The following is an 18811-nucleotide window of genomic DNA, read 5'->3' as shown; positions in this document are numbered from 1 at the left end:
ATGGCACAGAGAGCAACAGGCACGCAGACAACCCTCAGCATTGAAGGCACTGTGCTCGACGAAGGCACAGTGGTGACAGTGACCGAGTTGACCGAGGTCTGCCATCTGAGCTTCGCCCAGATCGAAAAGATGGTTGGGGAGGGCATGCTGCAACCGCAGGGCAGCCGCCCCGAGCAGTGGTCATTCACCGGCCTGGAGATTCAGCGCGCACGGCGAGCACTGCGCCTGCAGCGCGATCTGGAGCTAAACCTCGCCGGCGCTGCCCTAGCGCTGGATCTGCTTGAAGAAATCGAATACCTGCGCAACCGTGTGCGACGACTGGAGCATCACCTGGGCCGACCGACAGATGGGGAGCACTGAAGACTCCGCTCATGACGTAATTTCGGCCCGGTGACTCATCCGCTGCGTGAGTGCCCCCGGGACGGACAGGTCGGGCTGAAATCTGAAGCCAAGTCTGCCCTATCCCGAAGGACTCAGGCGCAAGGATAAATCCACTGCCTCGACACTCTTGGTCAGATCGCCAACTGATATATCATCCACGCCCGTTTCGGCAATAGCGCGCAGCGCATTCAGGGAGATGCCACCGGATGCCTCCAAGCGCGCGCGCCCGTCGGTGAGCCTGACAGCATCGCGCAACAGGTGCAGGCCAAAATTATCCAGCAGCACGCGCTCGGCACCAGCGGCCAACGCCTGCCCGAGTTCGTCAAGATTCTCGACTTCCACCTCCACCCTCACACCGGCTGCGGTCTCGCGTGCCGCCGCTACCGCCGCCGTTATCGAGCCCGCCGCCATAATGTGATTTTCTTTAATCAAAATCGCATCAAACAGCCCCATGCGGTGATTATCGCAACCGCCGCACAGCACCGCGTATTTCTGTGGCACACGCAAACCGGGCAAGGTTTTGCGCGTATCGAGAATGCGCGTCGATAAACCGGCCACCGCATCGGCATAGCGGCGCGCGCGGGTCGCGGTACCAGACAGAGTCTGAAGAAAATTCATTGCCGTGCGCTCGCCGCTCAGCAGCTCGCGCAGCTTGCCCTCAAGCACACACAGGCGCTGACCGGCCACCAAACGCTCACCATCGTTCGCCTGCCACTCAGCGGTATAACTGGGGTCGAGTTCCCGGAACACCCCATCGAACCAGGCACGCCCGCACAGCACCGCCGCCTCCCGGGTGATCAACTCGGCGCGCCCGCGTTGCCCGGCGGGCAGCAGGGCCGCAGTGATGTCCCCGCCGCCCAGATCCTCATTCAGGGCCAGCCGCACATCGGCCGTGATCGCCTCCGCAGTCGGCAAATGCCTGGCAAGAACAATCGGATCAGGGATTGTGGTATCCATTGGTGACATCGGGTTTCTCTGTAAACAGATTGCTCTCTAATCAGATGGCTCCGGATTCAGATTGCTAGATTGCTAGATTGCTCTGGGGGGGGGCAGATTTCCGAATCCATCTTCGTGCCAACAGGGAACGGTAGCGCACGGAGCTTGCCGCGGCAAGCGCAATCAAGTTGTCACTGAATCGTCACCCTTCTTTGATCAGCCAGCGTTATAGTCCGACCTGATCAGACGAGCTTTAGCGCACACAGAAAATACCGGAAGTCTGATCGAACTGCACTGCCTCAGTTCGCGTGCCCGCAGCGGTGCCGGACCCACAGATAGGAGGACCGCGCGCGTGACCTTCGAGATTGCACCTTCATCGCCAATTCAAGTGTCGCATTCCCCCGACTGCAGTTTTGGCCTGAACGGCTTTTCCGTCGCCAACTTGTGCGAGAGACTGGACTACGCATTTCAACCCATCGTAAACATCCATACCGGCGCGGTCTTTGGCTTCGAGGCCCTGCTGCGCGGCCTGGATAACCTCGGTTTTCGGACGGTCGATGGTCTCTTTTCCGCCGCCGATGGTGAGGGCGTCTTGCTGGAACTGGAAAGTGCGTTGCGCGACAAAGCCATTGCCAGTTTTGCGCGCATTCCCGATGTCCGCCACGCGCGTTTGCTGTTCAACCTCGACTCGCGCAGTTTGATCAACGAACCGCGCTGGGGCCACTTGACCGATGCAAGCCTCAAGCGTCACGGTCTTGCCCCCGCCACCCTGTGCTTCGAGCTAACCGAACTGCACGACCTAACCGCCCATCCCGAAGCCCAGCGCGCAGTGGAAGGCTTGCGCCAACAGCGCTTTCTGTTCGCCATTGATGACTTTGGCACAGGCTATTCGGGCCTGAAACTGCTGTATGAATTTCCGCCCGATTTGGTCAAAATCGACCGCTTCTTTATTTCATCCATCTCGCGCGATCACAAACGGCGTCTGTTCGTCGAGAACGCTGTTCACCTTGCCCATACGCTTGGCGTGCAGGTGGTCGCCGAGGGTGTGGAAACAGCCGACGAACTCACCGCCTGTCGGGACATCGGCTGCGACCTCGCGCAGGGGTTTTTCATCGCGCGGCCAAGCACCGACATCCCAGGCTTGAGCACAAGCTATCCGATCGTGCCAAAAACCGTCGGCCCATCGCGGCGCCAGTCGGACAGCGACTCAACCCTGATTCGCAGCCGCATCGAGCAACTCCCGGCCTTAACTGAAGACAGCGAAATGCGCGAGGTCTTTGATCTGTTCAAACGCCATAGCGAGTACAGTTTCTTCCCGGTGCTCGACAAAACCGGAAAACCCCTTGGTCTTGTTTGCGAAAAAGCACTCAAGCGCTACATCTACTCGAGCTATGGGCGCGAACTGCTCGCAAACAGCGCCTATCGCAAGCAGCTTCTGGACTTCCTGTCGCCCTGCCCCAGCCTCGACATCAACAACCCTGTCGAGCGACTGCTTGAGGCTTACACCGCCGCCAACAGCCCGCCGGGCATGATCATGACCGAGAACTTTGGCTACGCCGGCTTCATCTCCCAGGCCGCGCTGCTGCAGATTCTTGATAGCAAAAATCTGGCCGCTGCGCGCGACCAGAATCCACTCACCCGCCTGCCCGGCAACAACAGCATCATCGATTATGTCCAGCAGGTCCTTGAGGATGCTCGCCAGGATTATTGCCTAGTGTATTTCGACTTCGACAACTTCAAGCCTTTCAACGACACCTACGGCTTTCGCATCGGCGACCGTGCCATTGCCCTATTTGCCGACCTGCTGCGCAAAATGTTACCAACGCATAGCTGCTTTATCGGCCATGTCGGCGGAGACGATTTCTTTGCTGGATTCCGCGAGCCAGACCGCAAGGTAGTCAAGGGCCATGTCAGCGCAGTGCTCGCGCAGTTCAAGCACGAGGCGCTCAGCCTGTATGACAGCGCCACGCGCGAGCGCGGTTACATTGAGGCCCTGACCCGGGAAGGTCAGCCCGCACGTTTGCCGCTGCTCGCCTGCAGCGCGGCTCTGCTGTGGATTTCTGGAACTGTGCGGGACGGGACTCTCGATGATGTGTCCAGAGTCATCGCCAAGCAAAAAAAAGCCGCCAAGGCGTCGCCAGACGGACTGGCAGAGGCAAGGCTCCAAGCAGCAGCAACGCCGACGCCTACCTGCAAAGAGGCGATGGTCAGCACTTAGCCGGAACGCACGCCACTGCACCGAGGCAAGAGCCCGCAGCCGACTTGCGCATCCCATAGCATGCCACTACCCGGATCAATGTCGCAGATGTCGGGCGTCAGCGGAATCTCGCACCAACGCGGCGAAACGCTTGGCCAGCTTAGGCCGTTCCAGCAGCATGCGCAGGCTATGCTTGCGGGCGTTCTTGACCAGGGTGGAAGGCTCGAAATAGGCCTTGGCATTGTCGACCGAGAGCACGAAGGGCGGTTTGCCCGCGCGCACCAGGATGTAGCTCATCACCAGAGAACCGGTGCGATGGTTGCCCTCCTGATAGAGCTGGGGCTGACTGAGTATCTGAATATAGACCCGCGCGGCGCGCTTCCACACCGGCTGACCGGCCATGGATTGATGGCAAACAATCAGCTCGCCGATGCCGCCGTCGCCATTGGCATAGAACTGCTCTTCGGTCGCCAGGCGCTGGCGCCGGGCATCCTCGCTGCCAGGTTCGGCCTCGCCCCAGAGCACTAGGCCATTCAGGGCCAGTAGTTCGCGCGTCTGCCCAAGCTCGAACAGATCAATGCCCTTGGCCAGGCAGCGGTCAATCTCCCCGTAGCCAGCCAGGAGTTGATTCAACACCCGGTCGCTCAGCGGGTCGCGAGGGGTCGATAAGGTCTGGTTAATGCGGTCGAAGTCATCCTGAACCCGTCTCAGAGAGGTCTCAATGGCCGGCAGGTTCAGTCGCTCGGATTTCGCCATCAGCTAATGCGCGCACGAAAACGCCCCAGGCGGGGAGCCAGGAGCGAGGGGTGAGTAGCAACAGGATTGAGGCAAGGGCGAGCGGTTAGAGACTCAGCGGATAAAGCCGTTTTGCTAGGCGCTCGCCCTTTAGTCAAAGCCGCTGGATCAACTAAACTCGCCAGCGATGTACTCGCGGGTCAGTTTCTCACGCGGGTCTTCGAAGATCTGCTGGGTGTCGCCCATTTCGACCAGATAGCCGGTGCGCCCGCCCTCGGAGATATCGACCGAGAAAAACGCCGTGGTATCGGCCACGCGCGTGGCCTGCTGCATGTTGTGGGTGACCAGCGCGACTGTGTAGTTTTCCTTCAGCTCCAGCATTAACTCCTCGACCTGACGGGTGGCGATGGGGTCGAGCGCCGAGCAGGGCTCATCCATCAGCAGCACATCGGGTTCAGTCGCCACCGCGCGGGCAATGCACAGACGCTGCTGCTGACCGCCGGAGAGCGACAAGCCGCTGTTCTTGAGCTTGTCCTTGACTTCATTCCAGAGTGCGGCGCTGCGCAGGGCCTTTTCCACCCGCTCGTTCATGTCCCCTTTGAAGCGATTGAGCCGCAAGCCAAAGGCGACGTTGTCGTAGATGCTCATGGAAAAGGGATTGGGCTGCTGGAACACCATGCCGATGTAACGCCGCACCAGGACAGGATCAATGGTTTTGTCGTAGATGTCCTGGCCATGATAGGTGACCGAACCTTCAAAGCGGAACACCGGGATGAGGTCGTTCATGCGGTTTAAGCTGCGCAGCACGGTCGATTTGCCGCAGCCCGAGGGGCCGATAAAGCCGGTGATTTTGTTCTTCTCGATGGGCACTGTGCTGTTACGCACGGCGAGAAAATCCCCATAGAAGATTTTGTCCAAGCGGCAGTCCATGACCGTCTGCTTGGGATCGACGTGCCAAGCGGCAGCCTCTGTGATAGACCCCGTGGCAGTGTCGCTTTTACTGCTGCTGCCAGTGTCTGTTTCCAATAACCTGCTCTCAATCATGCTCGCCTCTGCGGTCGCATTCATGTCTTCAATACCTCAAACAATGGTCTGTTAGAATTTTTGCCGACCCAGAACGCGGGCAAGGATGTTAAACACCAGAATGATGAGCACCAGCACCAGGGACGCCGCCCAGGCCAGCTCGAGCTGATTGTCATAAGGCATGCCGGAGAAGTTGTAGATCAGTATCGACAGCGAGGCGGTCGGCTGTCCCAGCCCCTCCAGACCGTTGACGTAGTAGGTGCTGAACAGGGCGGTGAACAGCAGCGGCGCCGATTCGCCAGCCGCGCCCGCCACCGCCAGCAGCACACCGGTGATCACGCCCGGCATGCCGGTGGGCAGGGTCACGGCGGCAATCACCTGCGCGCGGGTGCAGCCCATGCCATAGGCGGCGTCTTTCATCTTCTGCGGTACCTGCTTGAGCGCTTCTTCCGCTGTCAGGATGATGGTCGGCAGCATCAGCACCGCGAGTGCAATACCACCGGCCCAGGCGGAGTAGGACTTCATGGTGACGACCAGCACGGCATAAACGAAAACACCGGCGAGGATGGACGGAAAGCCGGTCAGCACCTTGGCCAGAAAGCGTGCCGTCTCGGCCAGCTTGCTGTAAGGATCGACCTCGGCCAGATAAATGGCGGCGAGAATGCCGATGGGGATGCTGATGAGCGAGCCGATGCCGACCATGATGCCCGTACCCACAATGGCCGGGCCAATGCCGCCGCCGAACTCAAAGGCCGCGGGTGGCAGTGCGGTCAGGGTCTCCCAGTTGATGCGCGCGCCGCCCTTGGCGATCAGCATGTAGATCACTGAGAACAGCGGCAGCGAGGCGAGAATGGCCAGGCCCCAGGTGATGCCGGTGAAAATTCGGCTCTGAAGACCGCGCCCTTCAAGTAGCGAGCCCTTCAGTTGTTTCATCGAGGCCAAATCCTGCTCAAGCAGGGCCTCGCTAGCGACTCTGGTCATGCCTTGCCCTCGAATTTGCGTGTGGCGGCCTTCATGATCCACAGACCAAGCACGTTAACGATGAGTGTGATCGCGAGCAGCGCCAGGGCCGCATACATCAGCGCCTGCACCTCGACCGGGCCGGCTTCCGGGAAGCTCGACGCCAGCAGTGATGCCAGCGTATTGGCCGGTGCGAACAGCGACAGGCTGATCTGGTTGGAGTTGCCGATGAGCATCGCCAGCGCCATGGTCTCGCCCAGTGCACGGCCAAAGCCCAGCACCAGTGCAGCGAGAATGCCGCTGGAGGCAGTTGGCAGCATCACTTTCATGATCGCCTCCCAGCGCGTTGTGCCCATGCCATAGGCGGCTTCTTTCACCTTGTAGGGCACGCGGCGGAAGGCATCGACTGAGATGGCCGCCACCGTCGGCAGAATCATCACCGCCAGTACCAGGGCTGCCGGGGCCATGCCGGGGCCGGCCAGATCGGTTCCGAACAATGGGAACCAGCCGAAAGTCTCGTGCAACCATTCGGCACCCGGTCGAATCAGCGGAATCAGCACATAGATACCCCAGAGGCCATAGACCACCGAGGGAATAGCTGCCAGCATCTCGACGATGGTACGAAACACGTTCGATAGGCGATGATCGAGGAAATCCTGGGTCAAGAAGATGGCAATGGCCACGCCAAAGATGCCGCCAATAAAGAGGGCCAGCAACGAACTGTAGAGCGTGCCCCAGATCTCGGGCAGGATGCCGAAGACCTTTTCCTGCACATTCCAATCGGTTCCGATCAGAAAACCCGGACCAAAGCTCAGCATGGCAGGCAGTGCCTGACGGCCAAGCTCGAAAATGATGTAGGCCACCAGCAGCAAAATGACGGCAGCGGCACCCTGCACAATCATCCGCAACGCCTTGTCGACGGCGTAGTCGCTCGCCGAGGGCGGCCCGGAGAATTTGGTTGCAACATGAGCAAAGGGATTGGAAACCATAACGCGACACGAACGACTTGATTGGCGATCAGAAAGGGGGTGATTGCTTCAAAAGCGGATCTCATCCAACGGCAAACACGCGGTGGATCGCTTTCGGCGACCCGCCGCGTGTTCCATTATTGAGAGGCTTTGCTTAAGGAGCTTTACTTGATGAGCTGTACTTAGGGGAGCTTTACTTGGCGCCGCCAACCAGCTTCAGAGCTTCCTCAACCTTGGCCTTGACGTTGGCCGGAAGCGGGATGTAGCCCATCTTGGGGGCAGATTTCTGGCCCTCATTCAAGCCGTACTCGACGAAATCGCGCAGTACCTTGGCTTTTTCCTCATCCTGATGCTGGTACATCAGCATCCAGGTAAAGGTGGCGATGGGATAAGCCTCTTTGCCCTCAGGATCACACACCCAGACGCGCAGATCTGGGGTGCCCTCGTAACCCGGGAGATCGCCGCTCGGGAACTCAGCCGAGGCCAGCGCGGCCTGACCGGATGCCTCACCTGGCTTGACGAACTCGCCGGCCTTGTTCTGCAAGGTGGCCATCGGCTGACCGGTCGCCTCGGCATAGCCGTACTCGATGTAGCCGATCGCGCCCGGAGTCTGCTTGATCATGGCCGCAACACCGTCGTTCTTGGGTGCGCCGACAAAGCTCTTCGGCCAGTCCACACTCTTGCCATGACCCACGTCTTTCTTGAACTCATCGCTCGCGCAGGCCAGATGACCGGTGAAAACATAGGTGGTGCCGGATGAATCGGAACGGCGCACCACAGTGATGTCATCATCGGGGAACTTCACGCCCGGGTTCGCCTTCTGCAGGCGCTCGTCCTGCCAGGTGGTCAGCTTGCCGAGGAAAATGTCGTTCATCACATCGCGCGGTAGCTTGAGTTCCGGGTTGCCCGGCAGGTTGTAAGACAGCACCACCTCGCCAGCGGTCATCGGCAGCAGCACCACGCCCTTCTCAGCGGGCACCTTGGCGATTTCCTCATCGTTCATGGCCGCATCGGATGCAGCGAAATCCACGGTTTCAGCGATGAATGCACGGATGCCAGCACCCGAGCCAACTGCCTGGTACTGAACCTGGATGTCTTTGTTCTTCTTGCTGAAATCCTTGGCCCATTTGGCGTAAAGCGGGAAAGGGAAACTCGCGCCCGAGCCGGTCAGCTGGGTCTCTTCAGCATGGGCGAGTGGCGCGAACGCCAGAGCGGACAACGTGCAGGCCGCGAGGGTGCGGCGGGTGAAGTTGGCAAGAGCCATGGGGACACCTCCAAATTGGACTGACAAAAGCATCAGTAAAAAACCAGGCTTGCATTGTCCAAATCTAGACACCCTTGTCTGTGAATATTTGGTTACTTCCGTCGCGGATAGGACTCGCGCGGATGGTCGTTTCATGCAGGGACAACCCGGCTGTGCGAAAATGCCGCGCTCAAAACTAGCCCGTCTGCCATCGCTCATGCCTGCTGCCCTGTCCGACCTTTCAGATTCCAGCGGGGACCTTGCCTTAGAGGAATCCCCTGCCGCGTCGCCGCTCAGACCACCTTTGCCGCGCCCGCCGGTGGAGCGGCTCCTGTGGGGCCGGCTTTATGGCGCGGCTGCGGCCTTGTCCATTGCCTCCACCGCAAGCCAGAGCGATGGCCCGTTGCTGGTGGTGGTGCCGGACATGACGACCGCCAACCGGCTGCATGCCGAGCTGCCATTTTTCCTTGGGCAACAGGCCGAGCAGCTGCCGGTGTGGCGTTTCCCGGACTGGGAAACCCTGCCCTATGATCTGTTCTCGCCGCTGCCGGAGCTGGTTTCCGAGCGGCTGCTGACGCTTTATCGCCTGCCGCAGCTTGAACGCGGCGTGCTGCTGGCACCAGTCGGCACCCTGATGCAGCGCCTGCCGCCGCGCCATTATGTCGAGAGCCAGGCATTGGTGCTGGCCATCGGCGACCGGCTCGATCTCGACCAGACCCGACAGCGGCTGACCGATGCCGGCTATCAGTGCGTGTCGCAGGTCATCGCCCATGGCGAATTCGCGGTGCGCGGTGCTTTGCTTGATATTTTCCCGATGGGCCAGACCGAGCCGCTGCGCATCGATCTGTTCGACGATGAGATCGAGTCCATTCGCACCTTCGATCCAGACAGCCAGCGTTCTATCGCCAAGCTTGAGTCGGTGCGCATGCTGCCGGCGCGGGAGTTCCCCTTCACCGAGGAGGCCATCAGCGCCTTTCGCCAAAGATATCGCGCCAGCATCGATAGCGACCCGCGCGCCAGCATGATCTACCGCGAGGTCTCCGAGGGACGGCTGCCGGGTGGCATCGAGTATTACCTGCCGCTGTTTTTCGATGAGACCGCGACCCTGTTTGACTACCTGCCCGAGCACACGCTTGCCTTTGAGAGCGCCGAGGTGCGCGAGAGTGCGGCAACCTTCATCGACACCATCGCCGCGCGCTACGAGCAGCGCTGCCACGATGTCGAGCGCCCAATTCTGCCGCCACGGCAGCTGTATCTGGATGCCGACGAACTCGCCGGCAAGCTCAATGCCATGCCCGGCGTGTGCTGGCAAACCACGGAGGTGGCGCAGCGACGCAAAGGCTATTCGCAGGTGGTGAACTTTGCCACCGCCGGGCTGCCGCCACTGCAGATTCAGGCCCGCGCGGCCGAGCCGGCAGCGGCGCTCAAGGCCTTTGTGAACGAGCCCGGGCGCCGGGTGCTCTTCGTCGCCGAGAGCGGCGGCCGGCGCGAGCTGCTGCGCGATCATCTGCACGGCTTTGGCATCCAGCCGGCGGCGGTCGGCGACTGGGCGGCTTTCGTCAGTGGCCAAGGCCCCATCGCCATCACAGTCGCGCCCATCGAGCAGCCGCTACTGCTTGAGGCCGTGCCTGACGGCGGCCTGCCCGCAGGAGACGCGCAGCAGAGCCACCGCCTCGCGCTCATCACCGAGACCCAGCTCTATGGCGAGCGCGTGCGCCAGGAGCGCCGTCGACGCAAACAAGGGCCGGACGGCGATGCGGTGGTGCGCAATCTGACCGAATTGCATCCCGGCGCACCCGTCGTCCACGAGGATCATGGTGTTGGGCGCTTTCTCGGCCTGCAAACCCTGGAGTTCGGCGGCAACAAGGCCGAGTTCCTCGCGCTCGAATACTCAGGCGGCGACAAGCTCTATGTGCCGGTCAGCTCCTTGCATCTGATCGCGCGCTACACCGGCAGCTCGCCCGAGAGCGCGCCCCTGCACAAGCTCGGCAGCGACCACTGGGATCGCGTCAAGCGCAAGGCGGCACAGAAAGCACGCGATGTCGCCGCCGAGCTGCTCGACATCTACGCCCGCCGCGCCGCGCGCTTAGGCCATGCCTTTGGTAATCCGAGCGCCGAGTACCGCGACTTTGCCGCTGCCTTTGAGTTCGAGGAAACGCCGGATCAGGAACGCGCCATTGAGTCCATTCTCGCCGACATGGCCGATCCCAAGCCGATGGACCGCGTAGTCTGCGGCGATGTCGGCTTCGGCAAGACCGAGGTGGCCATGCGCGCGGCCTTCGTCGCTGCCAATGGCGGGCGTCAGGTCGCGGTGCTGGTGCCGACCACCCTGCTCGCCCAGCAGCACTATCAGAACTTCGCTGACCGCTTCGCCGACTGGCCAATCCGCGTCGAGAGCTTGTCGCGGTTCCGCAGCGCGAAGGAGGTCAAAACGATCATCGACGGCCTCGCCGCTGGCACCGTCGACATCGTCGTCGGCACCCACAAGCTGTTGCAGCCGTCGATCAAGTTCAAGAATCTTGGGCTGGCCATCATCGACGAGGAGCATCGCTTTGGGGTGCGTCACAAGGAGCAGCTCAAAAGCCTGCGCGCCGAGGTGGATATTCTCACCCTCACCGCCACCCCCATCCCGCGCACGCTGAACATGTCCATGGCTGGCCTGCGCGATCTGTCCATCATCGCCACCCCGCCGGTTGAGCGCCATCCGATCAAGACCTTTACCTCGGCCTGGAACGACAGCCTGATCCAGGAGGCCTGTCAGCGCGAGATCAATCGCGGCGGGCAGATTTACTTTCTGCACAATGAGGTCGAGACCATCGAGAACATGGCGCAGAAAATCGAGGCCCTGGTGCCCGACGCCCGGGTGCAGGTCGCCCACGGCCAGATGCGCGAGAAAGAGTTGGAGCGCGTCATGCGCGACTTCTATCACCGCCGCTTCAACCTGCTGGTGTGCACGACCATTATCGAGTCCGGCATCGACGTACCCAGCGCCAACACCATCCTGATTAACCGCGCCGACAAGCTCGGGCTGGCGCAACTGCATCAGCTCCGAGGTCGCGTCGGGCGCTCCCATCATCGCGCCTATGCCTACCTGATCACCCCGCCGGCCAAGACCATGACGGCGGATGCCAAAAAGCGTCTGGAGGCGATTGAATCATTGGAAGACCTGGGCGCCGGCTTCACACTCGCCACCCACGATCTGGAAATTCGCGGTGCCGGCGAGCTGCTCGGCGAGGAGCAATCCGGCCAGATCCACGAGGTCGGCTTTACCCTATACATGGACCTACTCGAACGCGCCGTGCAGGCGCTCAAGGCCGGGCGCACGCCGGAGCTGGACCGCCCGCTCGATCATGGCGCCGAGATCGATCTTGGCCTCCCTGCCCTGCTACCAGACGACTACCTGCCCGACATCCACACCCGGCTCATCACCTACAAACGCATCGCCAGCGCTGCCGATACGAATGAATTAAAAGAGCTGAAAGTCGAAATGATCGACCGCTTCGGCCTGCTGCCCGAGCCGGCCAAGAACTTGTTCACAATCACCGAGCTAAAACTCAAGGTCCAGCCCCACGGCATCCGCAAGATCGAAGCCGGCCCCAAGGGCGGGCGCATTCTGTTCGGCGAGGAACCCAAGATCGACCACATGCGCTTGGTGCAACTGATTCAAAGCCGACCGAAGGAATTCAAGCTCGACCAAGCCGCCGGGGCGCTGCGCTTCTATCGCGACATGCCCGAGGGCGACAAGCGCGCGGCGCAGGTCGATTCCATTTTGGGGCAGCTGACCGGGAAAAGTTGATTGCCATATCGCATGCATCCACCGACGGTCGAAAAGATCTGGCACATATCGAGGTATTACGGGCGTTCGTAATGATAACGACACTGAATAATGATCAACTCGTCATCCTGAAAGGTATAAACGAGACGGTGCTCATCATTAATCCGGCGCGACCAGAATCCGGTTAAGTGATGTTTTAGCGGTTCCGGCTTACCCAGACCGGAAAAAGGGTCGCGCTGGATATCCTTAATCAGCAAGTTGATGCGTTTCAGTATCTGTTTGTCGATTTGCTGCCAGTACAGATAATCCGACCATGCCCGATCCCGGAAACAGATCATGGCGTTTCGATCAATGCATAATGTCCAAGATTCTTGCGGGCGCGAAGCTCCTCCACCGCAAGCCGCAGATCCTCGGCATTGGCCGGGGAACGGGTCAGGTATTCGGTTTCCTGCCAGGCATTGAAGTCATCTAGGCTGATGAGAACGACTGACTTCTTGTTGTCTCGCGTCACCACCAGAGGCTCATGATCATCATGAACTCTATCCATGACGGCCGATAAATTCGCGGTGATTTCATTGAATGGCATGGCTTGCATATGTTCTCTCCATCTTATCCTAGACGTTGATGCCAGTTCCCCAAAACAAGGTTGACCAACATGATTGCCGGAGCGAATAGCCATAGCGTTAGCATGGCTCGTCAGGGGTTCGATTAATCAGTCATCGAACAAGTCTCGCTGTCTTGTACCTTCGGCTTTTGACATGCGCCAATGCCCCGGAACAGGCGCTGGCGCACAATGGCATAGGGTTCATCCTTGCTGTTGTCCACCGGCGCGCGATGGTCTGCCAGCTCATCGAGCAGGATCAAAGCCAAGCGCTTTTTCAAGGCATCGCGCCGATGATGCGCGGATTGAAATTGGCTGGGTGGCTTCCAGTTACCAGAGGATGGCGACGTCATAGGGGGCTAGCGCCGTGTCTGCGGTGATCAATGTCATACCCTCGATCTGTGCTTGTGCGACCAGCATTCGGTCGAAGGGGTCGCGGTGGTGCATCGGCAGTTGGGCGAGCTGTTCGACATGCACGAGGCTAATGGGCAATAGGTTGATATTGTTGCGATCCAGGTTCGCGCGCACCAGTTGGTCGTTGATCGGATCGTAGCTGAGCTTCCCGAGTTGGCGCTTGATCTGCATCTCCCATGGCGAAACCAAGCTTAGATAAAAACGATCAGTCCCTTGTTCGCAGTGCCCTCGAACTCTGGCGGAAAGCTTTTCCGGAGAGCTGTTCAGCCAGATGAACGCGTGGGTATCGAGCAAGAATTTCATGGGTTGCCACTCAGCCAGAGCTCGTCTGGTAGCGGTGCGTCAAAGTCGTCGCTCATCTGGACTTGGCCACGAAACAAGCCGAGTTTGAGAGGCTGAGCGTCCTGCATCTGCGTGCCGTTTTCATTTGCAGCCAGGTTGTACAGAACGACCACTCTCGCTTTGACGGCTTTAACGTCCTCAGGCAACTTGAGATGTATCTCGTGGTTCTCGTCGATCTCGGTTTCCAGCTCGATAGCTTGCATGGCTTTATCTCCTTTGGTTATGGGCTAAACCTGTCTTGCGCTAGCGGCACTCGCTCTGTTGGCTGCCGAAGCTCTGAACAATATCCAGCAAGCCCATCACCCCCTGCTCTTAATTTTCACGCAAAATCGCTCATGAAGCACTCAAGAAGAGAATTCAGGAATCGCTGACCCTGTGCAGTCGGGCGCAAGCAGGTGGCGCTGTGCCCAAGCAAACCCAAATCCTCTGCGCGCGCGCGTGCATCAGCGAGCCGATTTGCCGCAAGGCCGGTTCGCGCTTCAAATAGCTTGAGTGAAACACCCTGTTGCAGACGCAGGGCGTTGAGCGCGAATTCCAGCTTCAGGTCCTGATCGCCAAGCTCGCTGGCTTCGGCCACAAAGGCAGCGGGCGCCGTCTGGCCTGGCTGAGCAGCGGCCAGATAGCGCGCCGGATCAGACCATTTTACGCGACGCACCACCCTCCCCAGCGTCACATCGGTTCGCTTGCCATGCGCGCCCGCGCCGATGCCAAGATAATCGCCAAATGTCCAATAATTCAAATTGTGGCGACAACTCCTGTCGGGCTGCGCATGGGCGGAGATTTCATAGTGCTCATAGCCAAAATCTGCCAGCAACTGGTGCCCCTGGTCCGACATGTCGGCGAGCAGATCGTCTTCGGGCAAAGCTGGCGGCGCGCGCGCGAAGGCCGTTTCGGGCTCCAGGGTGAGCTGATAGTAGGACAGATGATCCGGCTCTAATGCCAGCGCGGCTTGCAGATCGGTGCGCGCCTCAGCCAGGCTCTGTCCCGGCAAGCCGAACATCAGATCAATATTGAGATTGCCGCAACCGGCCTGCCTTGCCTCGAAAACGGCTTGTCGCGCCTGACGCGCATCATGCATGCGGCCGATGGCATTGAGCCTGAGATCGGACAGGGATTGCACCCCGAGCGATAGCCGATTGACACCGGCCTCCAGCGCGTGCGCAAGGCATGCGGCATCGGCGGCGCCTGGATTGGCCTCGAGGGTCACCTCGGCATCCGGGGTCAGACTGAGACGGTCGCGAATACCGGCGATCAGCCGCGTTAGCTCGGCTGGCTGGATCAGGCTGGGTGTGCCACCTCCGATAAAGAGCGACTCGAGCGTTTGCTCCACTGGCTGCATGGCCAGTTCGCTGTCGAGATCGGCCAAGAGCGCATCGATATAGGCTGCCTGAGGCAGCTTGCCGGGCGTTGGATGCGAATTGAAGTCGCAATAAGGGCATTTGCGCAAGCACCAAGGCCAATGCACATAGAGTGCGACAGGCGGCGGACCAGCATCAAAATGTCGCTGATCCGCCGCCTGCCGAGATGGCAGCGCCTGCCCGGACAAGGCAAGATCAGGCGTGGTCGCGCGCGTTCAGGTAGGCGTATTCCGAGATCTTGCTCCAAGCCTGGGACTGCTTGAGGAACTTCTGGTAGGAGGCATAGACGCGCTTGGAGAATTCGTCCTTTTCGGCGATCTCAGCGACCACCTCGCCCGAGAGTTCACGCAGCCTGGCCAGCACATCCGGCGGGAATGAGCGCACGTCGACGCCGTGCTCATCGACCAGGGTGGTGAGCGCGCTCGGGTTGCGCGCCATGTACTCCGAGAGCATGTCGATATTAACCACCTTGGCGGCCGCCATCACGATGGCTTGCAGGTCGTCCGGGAGCTTATCGAAGGTGGGCTTGTGGATCATGGCCTCGAGCATGGTGCCAGGCTCGTGCCAGCCGGGGTAGTAGTAGTATTTCGCCGCCTTGTAGAGACCAAAGGCGAGATCGTTGTAGGGGCCAATCCATTCGGTCGCGTCGATGGCGCCCGATTGCAGCGAGGTAAAAATCTCCCCGCCCGGCAGATTGACAGGCGTGCCGCCTGCGCGCTTGAGCACTTCGCCGCCGAGACCGGGGATGCGCATTTTGATGCCTTTCAGGTCCTCAAGCGAGTTGATCTCCTTGTTGAACCAGCCGCCCATCTGCACGCCCGTGTTACCGGCCGCGGCCGGGACCAGGTCGAACTTGGCGTAGAGTTCCTGCCACAATTCCATGCCGCCGCCATAGTAAAGCCAGCCGTTCATTTCTTGCGCGGTCAGGCCGAAGGGGACGGTGGTGAAAAACTGCGCGGCCTCGCTCTTGCCCTTCCAGTAGTAGGCGGCGCCATGGCCCATCTCGGCAGTGCCGGCGGAGACGGCGTCGAAGATCTCGAAGGCGGGCACCAGTTCGCCGGCGCCATAGACCTTGACCTCAATGCGCCCGCCGCTCATCTGGCCGATCAGCTCGGCGAGATGATTGGCACCGGTGCCCAGCCCCGGAAAGTTCTTTGGCCAGGTCGTGACCATCTTCCAGGAGTATTCCGGCTTGTCCTTGGCATAGGCCTGCCCGGCCTGGGTGCTCGCACCAGCCGTGATTGCGGCGGCTCCGGCAGCTTTGATGAAGTCTCTGCGTTGCATCGATTACGTCCTCGTGCTGATCGGGTGAGTCTAAGAAAGCAGTCGCTGTTCAGTGGTCGGAGGTGAGCAATGATTGGCGACTGGTGGGTGATATACCGAAACCCTTTGAGATTTTTGCTCGTTTTGGGCCGGGTGACGGCCACGGGGGACGCCATGAATACTTCCTTATAGGCTTCCCGGCGGCGTCCTGCCGCCGAGACCCCGTGACCGTCACCCGACCAAATACCAAAAAACCATTCGTTTGCGATTGGGGTCGTTGCTTGGCACACCTAAGTTGGGCACGGCCGATTATGCGCTGACACGCTCAAGACGGGCGTAGGCCAGCACCAGCCATTTGGCTCCAACCGCCTCGAAGTTGACCTGAATACGCGCGCTGGCGCCGGTTCCCTCGCTGTTTAGCACCACGCCGGAGCCGAACTTGGGGTGCATGACCTGTTCGCCGAGTTGAAAACCGCCGCTAGCGGGCGCGCTGCTAAACACTGGCCCCGAGCGCCGCTGGCCACCATGGGCGCGCACTTCCTCAATCAACGCCACCGGCACCTCGCGCAGAAAACGCGAGGGCATGGGATATTCCTCGCGCCCATGCAGGCGACGGCTTTCGGCGTGGGTGAGATAAAGCTGCTGCATGGCGCGGGTCATGCCGACATAGCACAGGCGACGTTCTTCTTCGAGCCGGTCGGGGTCATCCGCCGACATGCTGTGCGGAAACAGCCCCTCCTCCACTCCGGTGACGAACACCAGCGGAAACTCCAGCCCCTTGGCGCTGTGCAGAGTCATCAACTGCACTGCATCCTCATGGCCGTCGGCCTGACCCTCACCGGCTTCGAGCGCGGCATGTGCCAGAAAGCTACCGAGCGGATCGGCCTCTTCGTCTTCGAGTTCGGCCTCGAAGCGGCGCGCAGCCTCGACCAGCTGCTCGAGGTTCTCGAGCCGGTCGATGCCGCGACCGTCCTTGGCCTTCTCATAATGGGCCGGCAGACCGCTGTCGTCGATGGTCTGCAGGGTGAGATCAGCGAGCGACTGATCCTTGAGACCCTGCTGCATGAGCTCGATTAGCTCAACAAACTGACGCAGCGCGCCGGTTGCCCTCGCCGACAGCAGGCTGCCGCCGAGGGCATTGTGCGCCGCCTGCCACAGCGAAGTACGTGCCTCCCTGGCATGGCCACGCAGCACCTCGACCGTGCGGGTGCCGATGCCGCGCGTCGGTACGTTGAGCACCCGCTCGCAGGCGGCATCGTCATCGGGGTTAGCAAGCAGGCGCAAATAGGCGAGCGCGTCTTTGATCTCGACACGCTCAAAGAACTTCTGCCCACCATAGACGCGAAACGGCAGCCCGATCTGCATCAGGGCTTCTTCAAACAAGCGCGACTGCGCCGTGGTGCGATAGAGAATGGCGCATTCCGAACGCCGCATGCCCTCCTCCGTACAGCCTCGGCGCACCCGCTCGGCGACAAAACGCGCCTCGTCAATTTCGTTAAAGGCCGAATACAGGCGTACCGGCTCGCCGGCGCTGTCCTCGGTCCAGAGTTCCTTGCCCAAGCGGGTGGGATTATTGGCGATGAGCGCGTTGGCAGCGGCCAGGATATTGCCGCTGGAGCGATAGTTCTGCTCCAGGCGCACCACCTGGGTGTTGGGATAATCGTGCTGAAAGCTCTGAATATTCTCCACCCGCGCGCCGCGCCAGCCATAGATGGACTGATCATCGTCGCCAACCAGAAAGAGATTGTCCTGATCGCCTGTTAGCAGCCGCAGCCAGGCGTACTGAATGGCGTTGGTGTCCTGGAACTCATCGACCAACAAGGCGCGAAAGCGGGTGCGATAGTGGTGCAGAATGTCCGGGCGCTCGCGCAGCAGCTCATGGGTGCGCAGCAGCAGGTCGGCAAAGTCGAGCAAACCCCCGCGCGCGCAGGCATCTTCATACTCGCGATACACGCGAATGAGCTGCTGCTCGTAAAAATCCCCGCCATCATCGAGATGACCAGCGCGACGCCCCTCGTCCTTGTGCTTGTTGATGTAGCTTTGAATCTGTCTGGGCGGCCAACGCGCCTCGTCCAGTTCCAGAGTTTTGATGATGCGCTTGACCAGCCGGAACTGATCGTCTGAGTCCAGAATTTGAAACTGCTGCGGCAGGTTGGCATCTTGCCAGTGCGCGCGCAGAAAACGGTGCGCCAGGCCATGAAAGGTGCCGACCCACATGCCGCCAACGGGTTGCTCGAGCATCTCCTCAATGCGCGAGCGCATCTCCCGCGCCGCCTTGTTGGTGAAGGTGACAGCCAGCACTGCCCAGGGCTGCAAGCCTTCCACCCGCAAAAGCCAGGCGATGCGATGCACCAGCACCCGCGTCTTGCCCGAGCCAGCACCGGCCAAAACCAACACATTGCCGCCGCTCGCGGAAACCGCCTCACGCTGGGCGGGATTTAGGGGATCGAGAATTCGTGAAACATCCATGCGCGCATTCTAGCGCAGAACACCGAATACAGAATCGGACGCCGTGAACTTCTGAAGTTTCTTGATCACCTGCGCTACACTCAAAGGCCAGGATGCGGTCTAGCCATGATTTCGCGCGCCTCCCTCGCCCGCGCTTCTCCAGTAGA

The 18811-nt window shown here is 60.4% G+C and carries 17 protein-coding genes; 3 read left to right on the top strand and 14 right to left on the bottom strand.

All coding sequences use genetic code 11. The features are described from left to right. On the top strand, positions 1-360 hold the full coding sequence (locus Thiofri_RS10875; protein ID WP_009151426.1) for a chaperone modulator CbpM: 360 nt from the start codon (positions 1-3) through the stop codon (positions 358-360). A 99-nt stretch (positions 361-459) separates the two neighbouring features. On the opposite strand, the gene nadC is transcribed toward Thiofri_RS10875, so the two are convergent. After that, positions 460-1347 carry a carboxylating nicotinate-nucleotide diphosphorylase gene (gene nadC / locus Thiofri_RS10870; protein ID WP_009151425.1) on the bottom strand — a complete coding sequence of 296 codons (888 nt, stop codon included), beginning with the start codon at positions 1345-1347 and terminating at the stop codon, positions 460-462. A gap of 322 nt (positions 1348-1669) precedes the next feature. Here nadC and Thiofri_RS10865 point away from each other — a divergent pair, with 322 nt between their 5' ends. Next, entirely contained in the window at positions 1670-3535 is a 1866-nt protein-coding gene (locus tag Thiofri_RS10865; RefSeq protein ID WP_009151424.1) for a bifunctional diguanylate cyclase/phosphodiesterase, read from the top strand. 75 nt (positions 3536-3610) lie between these two features. Here Thiofri_RS10865 and Thiofri_RS10860 read toward each other — a convergent pair whose 3' ends face one another. From Thiofri_RS10860 to pstS, 5 genes are all read right to left on the bottom strand, one after another. Further along, the gene (locus Thiofri_RS10860) at positions 3611-4270 is read right to left on the bottom strand and encodes a hypothetical protein (protein WP_009151423.1); all 660 of its coding nucleotides are present in this window, start codon (positions 4268-4270) and stop codon (positions 3611-3613) included. A gap of 147 nt (positions 4271-4417) precedes the next feature. Then, complete coding sequence (pstB, locus tag Thiofri_RS10855) at positions 4418-5293, bottom strand: phosphate ABC transporter ATP-binding protein PstB (RefSeq protein ID WP_453889304.1); 876 nt, start codon at positions 5291-5293, stop codon at positions 4418-4420. Positions 5294-5344: 51 nt separating this feature from the next. Beyond that, positions 5345-6253 carry a phosphate ABC transporter permease PstA gene (gene pstA / locus Thiofri_RS10850; RefSeq protein WP_009151421.1) on the bottom strand — a complete coding sequence of 303 codons (909 nt, stop codon included), beginning with the start codon at positions 6251-6253 and terminating at the stop codon, positions 5345-5347. Continuing rightward, positions 6250-7221, bottom strand: a complete 972-nt coding sequence (pstC, locus tag Thiofri_RS10845; protein WP_009151420.1) for a phosphate ABC transporter permease subunit PstC — start codon at positions 7219-7221, stop codon at positions 6250-6252. The genes pstA and pstC overlap by 4 nt, the downstream gene beginning before the upstream one ends. Before the next feature lie 172 nt (positions 7222-7393). Then, positions 7394-8464, bottom strand: a complete 1071-nt coding sequence (pstS, locus tag Thiofri_RS10840; protein ID WP_009151419.1) for a phosphate ABC transporter substrate-binding protein PstS — start codon at positions 8462-8464, stop codon at positions 7394-7396. 133 nt (positions 8465-8597) lie between these two features. Here pstS and mfd point away from each other — a divergent pair, with 133 nt between their 5' ends. Beyond that, positions 8598-12239 carry a transcription-repair coupling factor gene (mfd, locus tag Thiofri_RS10835; protein WP_009151418.1) on the top strand — a complete coding sequence of 1214 codons (3642 nt, stop codon included), beginning with the start codon at positions 8598-8600 and terminating at the stop codon, positions 12237-12239. A 56-nt stretch (positions 12240-12295) separates the two neighbouring features. On the opposite strand, the gene Thiofri_RS10830 is transcribed toward mfd, so the two are convergent. The 8 genes from Thiofri_RS10830 to uvrD all read right to left on the bottom strand — a co-directional run bounded on the left by Thiofri_RS10830 (position 12296) and on the right by uvrD (position 18665). Beyond that, a complete protein-coding gene (locus Thiofri_RS10830; RefSeq protein ID WP_009151417.1) occupies positions 12296-12556 on the bottom strand; it encodes a Txe/YoeB family addiction module toxin in 261 nt (86 codons plus the stop codon). Beyond that, complete coding sequence (locus tag Thiofri_RS10825) at positions 12553-12813, bottom strand: type II toxin-antitoxin system Phd/YefM family antitoxin (protein WP_009151416.1); 261 nt, start codon at positions 12811-12813, stop codon at positions 12553-12555. The genes Thiofri_RS10830 and Thiofri_RS10825 overlap by 4 nt, the downstream gene beginning before the upstream one ends. Before the next feature lie 113 nt (positions 12814-12926). Then, on the bottom strand, positions 12927-13100 hold the full coding sequence (locus Thiofri_RS10820; RefSeq protein WP_190275877.1) for a hypothetical protein: 174 nt from the start codon (positions 13098-13100) through the stop codon (positions 12927-12929). 49 nt (positions 13101-13149) lie between these two features. After that, the gene (locus tag Thiofri_RS10815) at positions 13150-13536 is read right to left on the bottom strand and encodes a type II toxin-antitoxin system VapC family toxin (protein ID WP_009151414.1); all 387 of its coding nucleotides are present in this window, start codon (positions 13534-13536) and stop codon (positions 13150-13152) included. Further along, positions 13533-13778: a hypothetical protein gene (locus tag Thiofri_RS10810; protein WP_009151413.1), complete on the bottom strand. Its 246-nt coding sequence runs from the start codon at positions 13776-13778 to the stop codon at positions 13533-13535. The genes Thiofri_RS10815 and Thiofri_RS10810 overlap by 4 nt, the downstream gene beginning before the upstream one ends. A 116-nt stretch (positions 13779-13894) precedes the next feature. Further along, the gene (gene hemW / locus Thiofri_RS10805; RefSeq protein WP_009151412.1) at positions 13895-15121 is read right to left on the bottom strand and encodes a radical SAM family heme chaperone HemW; all 1227 of its coding nucleotides are present in this window, start codon (positions 15119-15121) and stop codon (positions 13895-13897) included. A 7-nt stretch (positions 15122-15128) separates the two neighbouring features. Continuing rightward, complete coding sequence (locus Thiofri_RS10800) at positions 15129-16217, bottom strand: TRAP transporter substrate-binding protein (protein ID WP_009151411.1); 1089 nt, start codon at positions 16215-16217, stop codon at positions 15129-15131. Positions 16218-16505: 288 nt separating this feature from the next. Further along, positions 16506-18665, bottom strand: a complete 2160-nt coding sequence (gene uvrD / locus Thiofri_RS10795; RefSeq protein WP_009151410.1) for a DNA helicase II — start codon at positions 18663-18665, stop codon at positions 16506-16508. Positions 18666-18811: the final 146 nt, after the last annotated feature.

The organism is Thiorhodovibrio frisius, from assembly GCF_033954835.1.
GTDB lineage: Bacteria > Pseudomonadota > Gammaproteobacteria > Chromatiales > Chromatiaceae > Thiorhodovibrio > Thiorhodovibrio frisius.
The sequence above is the reverse complement of the archived record's forward strand: the minus strand, read 5'-3'. Positions and strand labels throughout refer to the sequence as shown.